At 64.6% G+C, this 16,228-nt stretch carries 11 protein-coding genes and 1 pseudogene; 6 read left to right on the top strand and 6 right to left on the bottom strand.

What is annotated here, in order from left to right; genetic code table 11:
- The first annotated feature begins 102 nt into the window (after positions 1-102).
- Entirely contained in the window at positions 103-996 is an 894-nt protein-coding gene (locus ELS24_RS05135; RefSeq protein WP_050447477.1) for a LysR family transcriptional regulator, read from the top strand.
- A gap of 39 nt (positions 997-1,035) precedes the next feature.
- On the opposite strand, the gene paaG is transcribed toward ELS24_RS05135, so the two are convergent.
- From paaG to ELS24_RS05120, 3 genes and pseudogenes are all read right to left on the bottom strand, one after another.
- The gene (gene paaG, locus ELS24_RS05130) at positions 1,036-1,854 is read right to left on the bottom strand and encodes a 2-(1,2-epoxy-1,2-dihydrophenyl)acetyl-CoA isomerase PaaG (RefSeq protein ID WP_127183582.1); all 819 of its coding nucleotides are present in this window, start codon (positions 1,852-1,854) and stop codon (positions 1,036-1,038) included.
- Positions 1,851-2,980 (bottom strand): annotated as a pseudogene (locus ELS24_RS05125) (acyl-CoA dehydrogenase family protein). The gene paaG and the pseudogene ELS24_RS05125 overlap by 4 nt, the downstream one beginning before the upstream one ends.
- A 29-nt stretch (positions 2,981-3,009) precedes the next feature.
- Positions 3,010-4,200 carry an acyl-CoA dehydrogenase family protein gene (locus ELS24_RS05120; protein ID WP_050447480.1) on the bottom strand — a complete coding sequence of 397 codons (1,191 nt, stop codon included), beginning with the start codon at positions 4,198-4,200 and terminating at the stop codon, positions 3,010-3,012.
- 208 nt (positions 4,201-4,408) lie between these two features.
- Between ELS24_RS05120 and ELS24_RS05115 the strand changes: the two genes are divergently transcribed.
- From ELS24_RS05115 to ELS24_RS05095, 5 genes are all read left to right on the top strand, one after another.
- Positions 4,409-4,813 (top strand): Zn-ribbon domain-containing OB-fold protein, encoded by a 405-nt coding sequence (locus ELS24_RS05115; protein ID WP_127183581.1) that lies wholly within the window; start codon positions 4,409-4,411, stop codon positions 4,811-4,813.
- Complete coding sequence (locus ELS24_RS05110; protein WP_127183580.1) at positions 4,810-5,982, top strand: thiolase; 1,173 nt, start codon at positions 4,810-4,812, stop codon at positions 5,980-5,982. Before ELS24_RS05115 ends, ELS24_RS05110 begins: the two co-directional genes overlap by 4 nt.
- A 77-nt stretch (positions 5,983-6,059) precedes the next feature.
- Entirely contained in the window at positions 6,060-7,580 is a 1,521-nt protein-coding gene (locus tag ELS24_RS05105; RefSeq protein ID WP_127183579.1) for a class I adenylate-forming enzyme family protein, read from the top strand.
- Between the two features lie 58 nt (positions 7,581-7,638).
- Complete coding sequence (locus tag ELS24_RS05100; protein ID WP_050447485.1) at positions 7,639-8,613, top strand: Bug family tripartite tricarboxylate transporter substrate binding protein; 975 nt, start codon at positions 7,639-7,641, stop codon at positions 8,611-8,613.
- Positions 8,614-8,633: 20 nt separating this feature from the next.
- Positions 8,634-9,602 carry an NAD(P)H-dependent flavin oxidoreductase gene (locus tag ELS24_RS05095; RefSeq protein WP_127183578.1) on the top strand — a complete coding sequence of 323 codons (969 nt, stop codon included), beginning with the start codon at positions 8,634-8,636 and terminating at the stop codon, positions 9,600-9,602.
- Positions 9,603-9,617: 15 nt separating this feature from the next.
- On the opposite strand, the gene ELS24_RS05090 is transcribed toward ELS24_RS05095, so the two are convergent.
- From ELS24_RS05090 to ELS24_RS05080, 3 genes are all read right to left on the bottom strand, one after another.
- Positions 9,618-11,234 carry a type VI lipase adapter Tla3 domain-containing protein gene (locus ELS24_RS05090; RefSeq protein WP_205736957.1) on the bottom strand — a complete coding sequence of 539 codons (1,617 nt, stop codon included), beginning with the start codon at positions 11,232-11,234 and terminating at the stop codon, positions 9,618-9,620.
- Positions 11,235-11,260: 26 nt separating this feature from the next.
- Positions 11,261-13,612, bottom strand: a complete 2,352-nt coding sequence (locus ELS24_RS05085; protein WP_127183577.1) for a T6SS effector phospholipase Tle3 domain-containing protein — start codon at positions 13,610-13,612, stop codon at positions 11,261-11,263.
- A 75-nt stretch (positions 13,613-13,687) separates the two neighbouring features.
- Complete coding sequence (locus ELS24_RS05080; RefSeq protein ID WP_127183576.1) at positions 13,688-16,198, bottom strand: type VI secretion system Vgr family protein; 2,511 nt, start codon at positions 16,196-16,198, stop codon at positions 13,688-13,690.
- Between the last annotated feature and the right edge of the window lie 30 nt (positions 16,199-16,228).

Raw genomic sequence — 16,228 nt, 5'->3', positions numbered from 1 at the left:
CCGTCCCCGTTGTGAATTCGTTTTTCCTCAAGGCGGGGTTTGCGGCGCCTGAATCGACAGGCCAGCCCCAGCCCCGACGCGGCGCGCCGTAAACTATGCCGCATGCACTTCGACCTAGCCGACCTACGCCTGTTCATTCACATCGCCGAATCTCCCAGCCTGACCCAGGCTGCGAAACGCGCGCATCTGTCCCTGGCCGCCGTCAGCGTGCGGATCAAGGCGCTGGAGAACCAGCTCAATTCCCGCTTGCTGTACCGCGACAGCCGGGGTGTGGAAATCACGCCCGCCGGCCAGAAGCTGCTGCAGCACGCCCGCGTCATCATGCGGCAGGTCGACCACCTGAAGCACGACTTCCAGGAACAATCCGACGGCGACGCGGGGCATATCCGCATCTTCGCCAACACCACGGCCGTGACCGAATTCATGCCGGACATCCTGGCGCAGTTCCTGTCGGTGCATCCGGGCGTCACGGTCGACCTGCAAGAACGCCTGACGCGCGACATCGTGCGTGGCGTGCTGGACGGCACCACCGACCTGGGCATCGTGGCCGGCCCGGTGGACGCCCCCGAACTGCAAGCCATCCACTTCAGCACCGACCGGCTGGTGCTGGTGGTGCCTAACGGCCATCCGCTGCAAGACCAGGACAAGGTCAAGCTGGTGGACGCCGTGCGCTACCCGTTCATCACCATGCACGAAGGCTCCACGCTGGTGGCCTTTTTGCGCGACCAGTTGGAGCGCGTCAGCCAGCGCCTGCCGCAGCGCATCCAGCTATACAGCTTCGATTCCATCTGCCGCATGGTGCAGGCGGGTGTGGGCATCGGCGTGATTCCCGATTCCGCCGCCCGCCGCTATGGGGCGGACACCAAGCTGCGTGTGGTGGAGCTTGATGAACCCTGGGTGGTGCGCGAACGCAAGCTGCTGGTGCGCGACATCGACGCCCTGCCCGGCTGCGCGCGTGAACTGATCGAACAGATTCAGACGCCGCGCACGCCTTAGGCGCACGTGGCTCGGGGCAGTCGCGGTCGACCGCGGCAGTCAGGTTCCGCTAAACGCAGGCGGCCGCTTTTCAGCAAAGGCGCGCATGCCTTCCAGGTAGTCGTCGGTGTAGCCCAGCTCGCGCTGCAACTGGCATTCCAGGTCGAACTGCTGTGCCAGCGTATTGCCGCTGGACGCATGCAGCGCGGCCTTAGTGGCCGCGTACGCGCGCGTGGGGCCCGTGGCCAAGGTGGCCGTGATGTCCGACAAGGTGGACGCCAAGGCCTCGTCTGGCACCACGCGCCAGATCAGCCCCCACGATTCTGCCTGCGTCGCGCTGACCGACTCGCCAAACAAGGCCGCGCCCATGGCTCGGGCCGAACCCACCAGGCGCGGCAAGAACCACGTGCCGCCCGCATCGGGCAACAAACCGATCTTGCTGAAGGCCTGCACGAAACGCGCGGACTGCACGGCGAATACGACGTCGCAGGCCAGCACCAGACTGGCCCCCGCGCCCGCCGCCACACCGTTCATCACGCACACCACCGGCACGGGCAGCGCGCGCAGGCGCGTGATCAAGGGTCGGTAGCATTTCTCCAGCATCAGGCTAAGGTCGCGCCGCGCGCCGTCTTCGGCGGGCTTGCGCTCGCTTAAGTCCTGCCCCGCGCAAAAGCCCCGGCCCGCGCCGGTGATGACCAGGCCGCGCAAGCCCGCGTGCGCCACCATGGCGTTCAGCGCGCGCGCCAGTTCGGCGTGCATGACCTCGGTAAAGCTGTTGAGCCTGTCCGGCCGGTTCAGCGTAATCACGCCCACGCCGTTCGACAGCGTGAACTGAATCTGCGTGAAATCTTCGCCCGGGGTGTTCTGCGTCGCGCTCATGCCTGCTCCTCAAGAATCGCCAATTCCTCCAGCACCGCCAATTGCTCGGCGGTGTCGCCCAGCAATTGATCCACCATGGTCAGCCGCTTGAAGTAATCGCCCACCTCCAGCTCGTCGGTCATGCCCATGCCGCCATGCAGTTGCACCGCCATCTGCGCCACCTGGCGTCCGGCACGCGCGGCTTCCAGCTTGGCCGACGCAATCATGCGGCGGCGTTGCACGGCATCGGGTTCCGTCAGGGCAGCCACGGCCACATAGGCCATCGACAAGGCCAGTTCCTTGGCCACCAGCATCTCGGCCAGGCGGTGCTGCAAGGCCTGGAACGACGCCAGCGGCTGGCCGAACTGCTTGCGGGTCTTCAGATAATCGACGGTGATTTCCAGCAGGCGGTCGATGGTGCCGGCCGCGTGCGCGCACAGCGCCGCCGTGCCCCACTGCAAGGCCTGGGCCAGGGCCTCGTCGGCTTGCGGGCCTTCCGCCAGCAAGGCGTCGGCGGGCAGGCCCACGGCGTTGAAATCCAGTCGGGCGCAACGGGCGCCGTCCAGCGTGGGCGTGTCGGTGACCCGCACGCCCGAGGCCTCCGCTGGCACTGCCAGCAGCACCGTCTGGCCATCCGCCCCCAACGCGCTCACCAGCCAGGCGCTTGCGGCGGCGCCGTGCCACACCAGATGCTTGACGCCGTCCAGCCGCCAGCCCTGAGCGGATTTGGAGGCGCGGCAATCTTGCGGCCGGGTGTCATAGCGGCGGCCGGGTTCCTGATAGGCCACGCTGACAATCGCCTCGCCCGAAGCAATGGCCGGCAACCAGCGGCCGCGCGCGGTGTCGCCGCAGGCATCCAGCAGCGCCGCGCCCATGACCGCGCTGGGAATGACGGGTTCGGACACCAGCCCACGGCCCAGCTCTACGTGCACAGGCAGCAAGCTGGCGGGCACTTCGCCGAAGCCGCCGAAGTCTTGCGAAATATTCAGGCCCAGAACCCCCAGTTCGGCCAGTGCGCCCCAGGCGCGGGCGTCCAGCGTGCCCGTGGCCTGGCGCGCGCGGCGTTGGGGGTTGTCCATGCCTGGTCCACCAGGCGGCGCAGGCTGTCGGCCAGCATGCGCTGTTCTTCGGTATAGAGGAAATCCATGCGTGTCTTCCTGTCGGGTTGCGCGGGGCCTACAGGCCCAGCACCAGGCGGGCGATGATGCCCTTCTGCACTTCGGTGGTGCCGCCGTAGATGGAGGTCTTGCGCATATCGGCATAACCCGCGCCGGCGGCGGCGGCCATCTCGGGGCCGGGTCCGTGGGTATCGTGGTCGGCCAGCAGCCAGTCGGGGTCGTAAGGCCAGGCGTCCGGCCCCGCCACTTCCATTTGCAGCATCGCCAGGTCCTGCTGGATTTCAGACCCGCGTATCTTCAGCACCGAAGCCTCGGGGCCAGGCGTGCCGTCGTTGCTGGAGGCCACGCGCAGCAGCAGCATTTCCAGCGCCATGATGTCGACTTCAATGCGCGAAATTCTGTCGCGGAAACGGCTGTCGGCCAAGAGCGGCTTGCCGCGCGATTGCGCCTGCGCCGCCATCTGTTTCAAGATGCCCAGTTCGCGATGGCAATGGCCCAGGCCGGCAATACCGGTGCGCTCGTGGCCCAACAGGTATTTGGCGTAGGTCCAGCCCTGGTTCTCTTCGCCCACCAGATTGGCCACCGGCACGCGCACGTTTTCCAGCCACACTTCGTTCACGTCGTGGCCGCCGTCCAGCGTGCGGATGGGGCGCACCGTCACACCCGGCGCGCGCATGTCCAGCAGCAGCATCGAAATGCCGCGCTGCGCGCGGGCGTCAGGGTCGGTGCGGGCCAGGCAGAACATCCAGTCGGCGTACTGCGCCAGCGTGGTCCAGGTCTTCTGGCCATTGACGACGTAGTCATCGCCGTCGCGCACGGCGCGCGTTTTCAGCGAGGCAAGATCAGACCCCGAACCCGGTTCGGAATAGCCCTGGCACCACCAGTCCTGTACGCGCGGAATGCGCGGCAACAGACGCGCCTGCTGTTCCGCGCTGCCGTATTTCATCAGCACCGGGCCGATCATCGACAAGCCGAACGGCAGCAGGCGCGGCGCGCCGGCCTTGAAGCATTCCACTTCGAAGATCAGGCGCTGCAAGGCGTTCCATCCGGTGCCGCCATGTTCAACGGGCCAGTTGGGCGCGCCCCAGCCGTGGTCCGCCAGGATGTTGTGCCAGCGTACGTAGTCGTCGCGCTCCAGGCGCTGATGGCGCAACACCTTGTCTCGAATATCGGCGGGCAGGTGCGTGCTGGCAAACGCGCGCACCTCGTCGCGAAATTGGCGCTCTTGCGGCGTCCAGGTCAGGTTCATGGTCTACCTCCTTTGCCCGGTATCTAGCCATGGCGCGCGCGGCCGGACAATCTGCCTCTTCCGAAGACCGGCTTCGCGCTGGATGTAGGGCAAGGCAAGCCACCCCCACTACCGATACGCAAAAGGCCTGCTTCAGCAATGAAGAATGGCAGAAGCCCGCCGCAGTGCCGACACTAGCAGCCGTCATCCACTGAAATCCCATCGCACCATGACTGTTTCCGATCCCAAGGAAAGCGTGTCGCAGGGCGTCGAGGCGCAGTACCGCCAGGCGCTCGACCAGGGCCGCTTTCTTATCCAGCACTGTGGCGGCTGCGACCGCGCGGTGTTCTATCCCCGCATGGTCTGCCCGCACTGCGGGGCGGACAAACTGGCTTTTGCACCGGCCGACGGGCGCGGCACGGTGTATTCCACCACCGTCGTGCGCCGCAAGCCCGAGGCCGGTGGTGACTACAACGTGGCGCTGATCGACCTGCAAGAAGGCGTGCGGCTGATGAGCCGCGTGGAAGGCATTGCGCCCGCCGACGTGCGTATCGGCATGACCGTGCAAGCCCGTGTCATTCAACAAGACGGCCACGGCCTTGTGGTCTTCGACCCCACCCAGGAGGCAGCATGACGCTTAACGATTTGCGCGGCGCCGTCGCGGTTGCCGGTGTGGGCCACGCGGGCCTGGGGCAAGCCAACGGCTTTACCGAAATGGAAATCCTGGTGCAGGCGGCGCAGCGCGCCGTGGCCGACGCCGGCCTGACGCTGCGCGACATCGACGGCATCTGCACCGCCAGCGTCGCCGCGCCGATGTGGGCCATGCCGGTGATCGAACACCTGGGCATCCGCCCCACTTTCATCGACAGCACCATGCTGGGCGGTTCCAGCTTCGTGGCGCACCTGTTGCCGGCCATGCACGCACTGGCGTCGGGCCAGTGCAACGCCGTGCTGGTCTGCTATGGCAGCACGCAGCGCACGTCCACGCTGAGCCGCGCCGAAGTGGGCCGCGTGCGCAAGCAGTTCGACCCGCAGCCCTATGAAACGCCTTACGACCCGCTAAGCCCGCTGTCGTCCTACGCGCTGGCCGCCGCCCGCCATATGCACCAGTACGGCACGCGCCGCGAGCATCTGGCGCAGGTGGCGTTGGCGGCCAACCAGTGGGCGCAATTGAACCCCGAGGCGCAATTGCGTGAACCCACGACGCTGGACCAGATTTTGTCAGCGCGCATGGTGTCCGACCCATTGAGCGTGCGCGATTGCTGCCTGGTCACCGACGGCGCGGGCGCCTTTGTGCTGGTGCGCGCCGACCGGGCGCGTGACCTGCCGCGCCCGCCCGTCTACGTGCTGGGCAATGCCACCGCCGTATGGAACCGGCAGATCTCGTCCATGCACGACCTGACCGTCACCGCCGCCGCGCAATCGGGCAAGCAGGCATTTGAAATGGCGGGCGTGTCGCCGCGTGACATCGACGTGGTCGAGCTCTACGACGCCTTCACCATCAACACCTTGCTGTTCCTGGAAGACCTGGGCTTTTGCGCCAAGGGGGAATCCAAGGACTTCATCGCGGACGGCGCCATTGCGCCGGGCGGCAGGCTACCCGTCAACACCAACGGCGGCGGGCTGTGCTGCGTGCATCCCGGCATGTATGGCGTCTTCATCATGATCGAGGCGGTGCGCCAATTGCGCGGGGAATGCGGCGACCGGCAGGTGGCCGACGCGCAACTGGCGCTGGTGCACGGCAACGGCGGCACGCTGTCCAGCCAATCGACCGCCATCCTGGGCACTCAGGCGGCGCTTTGATTTGCGCTTTGATCCGCGCTTTGATCCGCACCTTGCATTGAACCTTGACTCGCACCTTGATCCACACGCCACCATCGATGTCTCAAGCTGAACCCCTTACCCGCATCCATGAATTGCTGGCCCAGCAGGCGCGCCAGCAACCCGACGCCGTTTTTCTCTACGAAGAAGGCGGCGGCACGCTGAGCTATGCGCAACTATGGCAGCGCGTACAGGCCGTGGCCAAGTGGCTGCGCGAGCAAGGGGTGCAGCCGGGGCACCGCGTGCTGATGGTGGGGGAAAACTGCGCCGCGATGATCGCGGCGCTGTTCGGCTGCGGCGTGGCGGGCGCGTGGCCGGTGGGCGTGAACGCGCGGCTGTCGGCCCGCGAAGTCGACAACATCCGCCAGCACGCCCAGCCCGAACTGCTGCTGTACACCACGGAAGTGTCGGACGCGGCAGCCGCCCACGCCGCCGCCGTGGGCGCGGTGGAAGCGGACCCCGTTGTCTGGGGGCCGGGCGTGCAAGCCGCGCACGCGACGACTCCCACTCATGCGGAAACCGGCGCGCTGGCCATGGAAGTGGCCACCGTCATCTACACATCCGGCACCACGGGCGCGCCCAAGGGCGTGCTGGTGCCGCACCGAGGCCTGCTGCATTTCGCTCGCATATCGGCCGCGTCGCGGCGCTTGACGCCGCACGACATCGGCTACGCCGCGCTGCCCATGTCGCACATTTTCGGCATCGCCACCGTGCTGATGGCCACCGTGCACGCGGGCGCCAGCCTGGTGCTGCGCAGCCGCTTCAACGCGGAAGACGCCTTCAAGGCCCTGGCGCATCCCGGCGTCAGCATCCTGCAAGGCGTGCCCACCATGTTCAGCCGCATGATGGCCGTGGCCCCGCCCCGCGCCGACCTGCGCGCCCCCACCCTGCGCTACCTGTACACCGGCGGCGCGGCGCTGGATCCCACGCTGAAGCGCGACGCCGAACGCTACTTCGGCGTGGCCATGCATCACGGCTACGGCATCACCGAATACGCGGGTTCGATGTTCATCACCCGCATCGACGAACCCCGCGAAGACTGCTCCGCCGGCTATGCGGTGGACGGCGTCGAGCTGCGCCTGGGCAGCCCCGATGCCGACGCTCCCAAGCCTGGCCAGCGCGGCGACATCCTGATCCGTGGCCCCGGCGTCATGCTGGGCTACTACCGCAACCCGGAACAAACGGCGCAAGCGCTGCTGCCCGGCGGCTGGCTCAACACCGGCGACATCGGCTATGTGGACGACAGCGGTGCACTCTTCATCGCCGGCCGTTCCAAGGACCTGATCATCCGCTCGGGCTTCAACGTCTACCCCATCGAAGTCGAGTCGGTCATCAACGCGTTCCCCGGCGTGCGCCTGTCCGCCGTGGTGGGCCGCAACACCGACGACCACAACGAAGAGGTCATCGCCTTTGTCGAGCCGCAGCCCGGCGCCAAGGTCGACACCGAACTGTTGATGCTGCACCTGCGCGCGCAACTGGCGCCGTACAAGCGGCCCGCTCGAATCATTCCCATCGACAGCATTCCCACGACCGTCAGCGGAAAAATCCTGAAGCAACCGCTGAAAGAAAGGCTGGCGTAGGCGCGGACTCGCTGTTTCCGCTCCACGACCGGCCTCTTAACCACAAGGAGACAACAGCGTGAAACTCAAGACCCTATTTGCCGTGGCCGCCGCCACGGCAGCCTTCGCCATGGCGTCCTCGGCCAGTGCAGAAGCGTATCCCGACCGCCCCATCCGCCTGCTGGTCGGCTACGCGCCCGGCGGCCCCGTCGACACCACGGCCCGCGTCTTCGCCAAGTACCTGGGCGACAAGCTGGGCCAGACCGTCGTGGTGGAAAACCGCGCGGGCGCCAGCGGCATGATCGCGTCGGACGCCACCGCCAAGGCCACGCCCGACGGCTACCTGCTGGGCTTTGCCGCCAGCCCCACCCTGACCATGTCGCCCTTGGTCCAGCGCAGCAAGCTGTTCGATCCGCGCAGCGACTTCTCGCTGATCGGGCTGGTGGTCGACTACGCCAACGTGTTGCTGATCGGCCCGCAGATTCCCGCCAAGAACGTGGGCGAACTGGTCAACTACGCGCGCGCGCATCCCGATGCCGTGTCGTTCGGATCGGCCGGCATCGGCGCCTCGAATCACTTGTCGGCCGAGCTCCTGAAAAAACAGGCCGACGCGCCCATGCTGCACGTGCCTTATCGCGGCAACTCGCCCGCCATGATGGACGTGGTCAGCGGCAAGGTGACGTTCATGTTCGACATCACCAGCACCGCCATTCCCTTCATCAAGAGCGGCAAGGCGCGCGCGCTGGCGGTCACGTCCAAGACCCGCAATCCGGAACTGCCGGACGTGCCCACCATGATCGAAGCCGGCATGAAAGACTACGAAGTCGTGGGCTGGTACGCGCTGGTCGGCCCGAAGAAACTGCCTGACGCCGTCTCAACCCGCCTGACCCGCGCGCTGCAAGACGTGTCGAAAGACCCCGCGTTTCGCAAAGCCATGACCGATGGCGGCTACGCCATCAACACGGGTGATTCCAAAGCCCTGCAAGCCCGTATCGACCGCGAGTACGCCTTGTGGTCGGACGTCATCCAAAGCGCCAACATCCAGGCCAACTAGACCCTAACCGGAGCCCACTGATGCATCCTCCGCTTGCGCTACGCGCCCAGACCCGCCTGCCGATCATCGGCGCCCCCATGTTTCTGGTCTCTGGGCCCGAGCTGGTCGTGGCGCAATGCGCGGCGGGGATCATCGGCACTTTTCCATCCCTGAACGCCCGTCCGCAGGAACAATTGCAAGACTGGCTCACTCGCATCGAAGACGGCCTGGCCGCCCGCCGACGCGCCCACCCCACGGCCAAGGTGGCGCCCTACGGCGTGAACTTGATCATCCACCCCAGCAACCCACGCTGGCAGGGCGACCTGGCCATCTGCGCCGAACGGCGCGTGCCGCTCATCATTACGTCGCTGCATGCGCCCGAAGCCGTGGTGCAAGCCGTGCATCCCTATGGCGGGCTGGTCTATCACGACGTCACCAACGTGCGGCACGCCAAGCGCGCACTGGAGGCGGGGGTCGACGGCCTGATCCTGGTGGCGGCGGGCGCGGGCGGCCATGCGGGCCAGATCAACCCCATCGCGCTCATCAACGAAATCCGCGCGTTCTACGATGGCCCCTTGGCGCTATCGGGCTGTATCAGCCATGGCAAGGATGTGCTTGCCGCCGAAGTCCTGGGCTGCGACTTTGCCTACATGGGCACGCGCTTCATCGCCACGCAGGAATCACTGGCGGGCGACGCCTACCGCGAGATGGTGCTGCAAGCGCAAGCCGCTGACGTGACTTACACCCCGTACTTTTCGGGCGTACCCGCGAACTACTTGTCGGCCAGCATTCTGGCGGCGGGACTGGACCCCGTGACCTTGTCCCGAAATGGCGAAGCGCCCCCCGCAAACATGGACAAGAACTCACGGCCCAAGGCGTGGAAAGATGTCTGGAGCGCCGGGCAAGGCGTGGGCGCGGCGCAAGAGATCCTGTCGATTGCAACGCTGGTGGATCAGTTGGAAGCGGAATATCGCAGTGCGCGGGCGGGGTTGGCGACGGCAGCGGGCTAGCTTGTACCGGCCGCGTCACTTTTCCGTATCCCCCAACAAATCCATACTCGGCCCGCCAGCGATGAACTGATCCAGCAAGCGCTGCTCAGCCGCGATTTTCACCGGGTCCACATACCGAGCGGGTGGCGGGGCATTGCGCCGGCTTTCTTGCGTGAATTCCGCAAACCGCTGCAGAAACTCCGGTGACGGGGCTTCGCTCAAGGTGCGGGTTTGCGGGCGCAGCTTCACGCCGAAGGGATCGTTCGCCGGCTTCTGGCCCGGCGTCGGCGAACTGATGGTGATGACGGTTACCCGGTCATCGCGGCGCAGCGGGACGATGGCGCTGGTGTCGGCGTTCAGATAGCTGGCCATGGTGGCTAACGCAATTCCAACAAAAGGAGACGCCGCGCCCGTGTCGCCCAGGCGTTGAGTCAGGTCATAGCTTTGGTCAGAAGCAAGCAGATCCAGCGGGCTGTCGGCCAGTTGCAAAGCGGGAAGCAGATCTGCCAAGGCAGAACGGTTCAAACCTGCGTCATAGAAGACTCGTGTAGGCGCGTGGGCCAAAGGCGTCACGGCCTGTGTCCAGGCGCTTGCCATTGCCGCATGGCGAGCCTCGCCGTTCAGGGGAATGCCGTCGGATTGCAACGAGACTTCGACCGGGCGGTGCAACCGGGCCAATGGTGTCAGGCGGTCCCACTGCTGGAAGCCGCGTTCGGTGATGGGTTGGGGGAACCAGGGGCTGGGTTGAAAGGAATATGGCGGGTTGCGGCGCCAACCGGTGAAGGCGGGGTCGATGTCGTTCTTGCGCGGTTTGGTGTATTTGGCGAAGCCGCGTAGCCAGTCCAGGCGCTCGGGGCGGGCGAAGACAATGGCGGTGACTGCGTCTGTGAGCTCGCCGGGTTGGCGGGGGCCTGAGGATAGGCCGATGGGCTTGTCGTCTCGAGAGCCCAGGGCGGAGTGCATTGCATAGGAGTCCAACGCGTAGACAAGAAGCGCCGGCATATCGGGATTCTGTTCAAAGACTCTGAACAAATAGCCCACAAATTCCTCGGGCGTGTTGTTGCAGATCACGCCCGGTCTAAGCGGCTTACTGCGGTGCCAATGTAAGCCCGCAGGCCCCATCGTTCGATCAGCCATCCCGTTCAGGAAAATTGACACCCTTTCCGGAGAATGGCGCAGTTGATCCAGCTTTGGATCGTAATCGCGCACGACCGTCAACGAGGGGATCATCCAGCGCTCAGGAAAGCCGCGCAGCGCCAACTCCAACGCGTTGGCTTTACGCTGCACCCAAGCCGTCGTCTTGTCTTCCGCAATGGTTGGATAGAACGTAGGGTCCAACTGCAACGCCGTTCCAACGTGCACCACCTCAGCTTGCGCGGAATTCTGTTGAAGCAGTTGCGCCCACATCTGGCCTTGTCGATAGACGTCCAAGCTTAATCCAACGCGGATGATATCCAGCGTTTCCAGGCGTGGGGAGGAGGAGGGAGCAGAGAAAGTAGACATCGCAACTCCGGGGGTTTGCGGAATGGGGGCAACAGAAATCCACGCGTCAGGCTCTGGTGGTAAGTCGCAAGCCACTTCCTTCCGCTCGAAAGACTTCTTTGAGCTTTCGGCCTGGGCGAACACCTCCTGCTGGAGCGTAGCGGCCAACATAAGAGCCATACTGCAAGATATGAACTTCATTCCGACTCCCCGTCCCCAGCTGTGAGATGACGGCCGGCATCTCTGCCCTTTCGGGTCTGCGTAGACACCAAGGTGGGTAACTTCATTTGATGGATCGAGGCAGGCAAGCTGCCTCCTCCCCTACTCGACAACTTCCCATCTTCGCCATAGAGCGCAATCTTCCTACTTCGATAGAGATCGGTGGCATTGATGAGTTCGAGGTTGTCGGAGCTTTCATTTTTGTAGTACTCCTGGCTCGCTTCGTCTGGAAGTTTTCCTGTATCCGCTTCTTCATCCAACTCCACCCAAGCCATCCTCCAATCCGCCACCCGGCACAGATACGCATAGAACGGCTCATCATCAATACTGCGTGCCTGCCCTATCGCCAGGTCATACGCCATCGCCCGCTGGCTATGCATGGCATTCGCGGGGATTGAGGAATGAAACGAAATCGGGCTTTGCTCGTCCACCCCCGCGTTCATTCTTCGCCGACGCGCTTCGTTCGGGCTTTCCTGATACGTCACGTTAAAGCGACGTCCGCCCACGTGGTCGACCTGGGTGATCCGGTGCCAGTCCGCCGCCCATTCGTTGTTCTCCGGCGCGCTGTACGGGTTACGCAACGGGTCGTTCAAACCCGTGAGTTCTGCTTCAAGCAATGGCGCATACGCCATGCCTCCACTGCGGGAGCTATAGGTTTGCGGAACCGGCCCAGCGCTTTGCGGCAAGGTCACCGCGCGGGTGCCCGCCACGCGTATTCCCTTGTTCGTGATGGCAATCGATGCATCAATTGGATCATCCGGGGCGTGTACCGGCGCAATGCCCGCCGATGCCTGCTCGGCCATCACCACGCCGCCCGACCTGAAGTCCGCCAGGAATGGCAGCGGCAGGGATGGCGCGTTGATGGGCACCGACTGGCCGGGCGCGAAGTCAGCGCTGGCTGCCCATCGCTGCGGCAAGCCCATGCCCGAACCCTCCCAGGTGCTTTCATGTTGATGGCGCAAGACGTAGTCCTGAGTGGGTGGCAGACCAATGGCTTGGCCCTCGCCATCGCGCGTTCGCATCGTGAATACCCGTTGATGAAAATGGCTTCCCAGTGCGGACAAGCCAGGACCATGGATATCGCCTACCCACTGCTTCGCCATGTTGCCCGCCAGCGTGGGCACAAGATCCACCATCGTCCGAGGCTTGCGCACGGGCATGGCTTGGTAAGTCAAGGTGTCGGCAACGCCTTGCCAGCCGATACCCTGCACGTTGCGCATGCCGACGGTTTTGTCCTCGGGCGTGAAGTAGAGGAACACGCGGCCGCGATTGTCGCGCTCGGAAACGGCAACGTCTTTGCCATCCAGCGTGGTCTGGCATTGCAAACCATTCCAACGCAAGCCACCGATGCAGGCGGGGCTTGATGGGTCGGCCATCTGGGCAAAGGTGGGCACCGGGTTGGGATTGGCGCCGATGAACCCGACGATGTTCGCAAGCGTTGTCACGCGCGCCTTGGTGGTCTGCTGCGCCTCGGACATCTCCATGCGCTCGAAGCGGGATTCCAGCAGACTGTATGGCGGGTTCATCATGATGACCGCATCCACGGGGCGCTTGCCTTCGTCCTTGAGCAAGGCATTGGCCAGCAGGGTGATCAGCGTGCCCTGGCTGTGCCCAACCACATTGATCGTGTCGTTCTCGCCGGTGGTCTTGCCGTCCGGATGGCGGTAGGCGCGAATCATGTTCACCAGCATGGCCAGGCGCTTGGCCGCCAGCAGCATGTATTTGCGGCTGGGCGCCATGACCAGTGGGTGGTCGGGCGACCCAAATAAGGGGTTGATCGGCAGCAGGCCCATCAGCTTGCCGGAGAAGCCCTCGCCCCACATATCCGGAATGGAAGTCGTGGCGTTGGCGAACATCCCACCCTGCTTGATGCCGTCTTTGTCGAGCCTGTTGTGGTAGCGGTCCAGCCATTCTCCGTGCTCGGTCTTCTTGTCGATGTATTGTTCTTCTTCGCGAAAGCCCCAATAGAACGGGATGACGACACTGCGCGACGCGCCGCCGAACTTGCCGGCCGATGCTCGGCGGCGATAGTAGACGGCGTCGGGATTGGGCGCCGCGCCCTGATCCTCGGCGGGCAATCGGTATCTGGCGGGATTCAGCGCGGCGCAGCTTCTACTGCCGTCCGCGGCCTTCAAATGATCCAAGCGCTCATTCAAGCCCACGCAGATGCCGGTTTCCAGGTCGTCATACACGCCGGCCAGATCATTCACCCCGTGAATCAGAATCACCACGCAGGGCTTGGCCTGTTGTACGTGCACGATCGCAGGGCGCGCGCCGGGCAAGAGCAGCGCCTCGGGCTGGCCCGTCAATGGGACGGAACGTGTTTCCATGGAAGCTCCTTTGTCGAAGTGAATTGGCCCGCCAAGAACCACGCCAAACGCATCGCGACCCGACACCCGACCACGTCAGTCGGCGTCGTGCACAGTCAGCTTTGCGATGTGCATCGCATCGCTTTCCATCAACTGCGTTGTGCCTTCCGCGTCGGTAACGCCCTGGACGGTTTCGCCATTGTTCAATGTGATCGTGTAGCGGCGGTGGGCCACCGGGCGCACGCCGTCCGGCAGGGTCACGATGAATTTTCGTTGGGTCTGGCCAAGGTCGAATTTAGGAAGTTCCGCCGCCAAACTGGCCGCCCCCAACATCTGATGGCTGGCCGCCTTGACCGTGAACGTGCCGGGGCAGCCGAACTCAATCGCGCCATCCTGCATCTTGATGTAGGCCCCGCCGCACAACAGCGTGATGTGCTTGTCGGCAACCGCCAGGACATGCGCGTCGGCCGAGGAAATTTCAACGCTTTTTTCAGCCTGCACGCGGACGTTGCCATGTTGCGCCTGCAACAGCATCTGGCCTTGGTGGGCGATATGCCGCATATCGCCGCCTTGTGTGAAGAAGCTGATTCCCTGCCCCGCATTCATGACGACGGTTTGCCCCGCCGTCAGGTGCAGGTTCTTCTGCGCAACGGTGTCCGCGTTGCCGCCCGCCGCCACGGTGATTGATGCGGGCGAGCCCACGGCAATGCCCGCCGGGCTGCTCAACGCAATAACGGGTTGGCCGCCGTTGCTGGCTCCGGCTTCGTCGTTGGCGCCATGCCCAAGATTCCGCACATTGTCCGTCAGCCGCTGCTGGCGTGTTGCGTCATGCGCCAGCGCTTCGTGGCCCGCCGCGTATTCGCCCAGGTTGCTGGCCAGCGCCAGCGCGCTTTCCAGGCCCCGCACCAGCACGTTGCGGGATAGCTGCCCACCCTTGGCGTGGGCTTGTCCGTCCGTGGTCAGCAATATCCCCTTTGCCGCGCGCACCGCGCCCTGTCCGTCGGTACGCAGCTCAAACCCTTCACCACGGGGCGCCCCGCCTTCGGGCCTGGGCTGCGTCAGATAGCCCAGATGCAGCTGGGATGCGTCATGGTCGCTCATCAGCGCCGCGCTGATCTGTGCCGAGGTATCGTCCAGCCGCAGTTCGTTCGCGCGGTGCCCTTTGTGCTCTTTGGATTTGATGGTGGCAAGCGTGTTGTGCCGAGGCAGCGCGTAAGGCGGCAGGTTGGTTGCGCGGAAGAGCCGCCCCATGGCAATTGGCTGGTCGCAATCACCGTTCAAAAAATTCACGAGGACCTCTTGACCGATACGCGGGACCGCCATATGCCCCCACTGCGCGCCCGCCCAATCCTGCGCCACGCGTATCCAGCACGAGCTGTGTTCGTTGTTGCGGCCCAGGCGGTCCCACGGAAATTGCACTTTGATCCTGCCATGGGCATCGCAAAAGATTTCTTCGTTGGGCGGGCCGACAACGGTGGCCGTTTGTGGGCCATCGATGCACGGCTTGCCGCGGGGTAGCGGCTTCCAGTCCGTTTTATCAGGCACGAGTTCAGCCGTGTAGCCGTAGTGCGTGCCTGGCTGGGCATCCGCGCAGTCCTGCTCCTGGCTGACGTATTGCACGCCATGGTGACGCATACGTACCGGACGCCACTTTCGGTTCCACTCGTCGCGCGCGTGGCCCTGCAACAAAAAGGCCAGGCCGGGAACAAGGCGCGGGTCGTTGCCTTCGACTGACGCGGTGCAGGCGTCGTTACGCCGTCCCATCAGGCGGGTTCGGGTAAAGGGCTTGCCCGCCTCGTCACGCTTGTAGCGCCCGGGGTAGTCATAGCGCTCGTAGCGCATGTCTTGATGGGCCTGATCCGCGGCGACAGCGCTGTGTTCCTGCTCGTACCGGGGATGCGTATAGGTGTAGTCGCGTTGTGTCTGGATGGCGGTGCGCACGCGCTCGGCATAGCTGAAACGCTGCAAGCCGGGCGCGGGCGGGTCGCCGCCGGACGCGGGGTGGTAGATGACCGGGCCACCCGGGATGTCGTCGTTGAGGGTGATGCGGTCGCCGTGTGTCAGACGATGCCCAACGTCGGAATGCGCGTAGTAATAGAAATAGCCTTCCTCGGCGGCAAGCCTGTCCAGAAATGCTAAGTCTGTGTCGCCTGCCTGCACGCAATACTCGCGCGGCAGGTGTTCGTAGGTGCTGATTTGTTCGTAGTCGGTGATGCCCTGGCGCTTGATCACGTCGGCCATGATCTCCGGCACGGACAGATGCTGGTAGATGCGCCAATCGGAACACAGGGCGGCGCGCGCCAAAGACGGTTCTACGACGACCCGATAGTGGGTGCGGCGAAAGCCGGTGCCGGCTTGTTCAAATTCAGTGACGATGCCGTGTACGTAACGCGCTGCGTGTGTGCCATGCCAGATCGTGAACAAGGCCGCTTCGTCCAGCATGGCGCCGAAATCCATGTCGGATGCCGTGCTGGACAGCCACAGCGTCAAGCGATACGTCTCCGACAGCGCTTCGTCCAGCGTGAACTCGATGACGTCGTACGTAACGCCGATCGCGTGTGCATTCACCGGCTGAAAGGTGAAACGGAAAGTCGACTGGGAGGGCATGGCAGAGTCCGTAAGGATTTCCTGCCAGGA

Source organism: Achromobacter spanius, assembly GCF_003994415.1.
GTDB lineage: Bacteria > Pseudomonadota > Gammaproteobacteria > Burkholderiales > Burkholderiaceae_B > Achromobacter > Achromobacter spanius_C.
The sequence above is the reverse complement of the archived record's forward strand: the minus strand, read 5'-3'. Positions and strand labels throughout refer to the sequence as shown.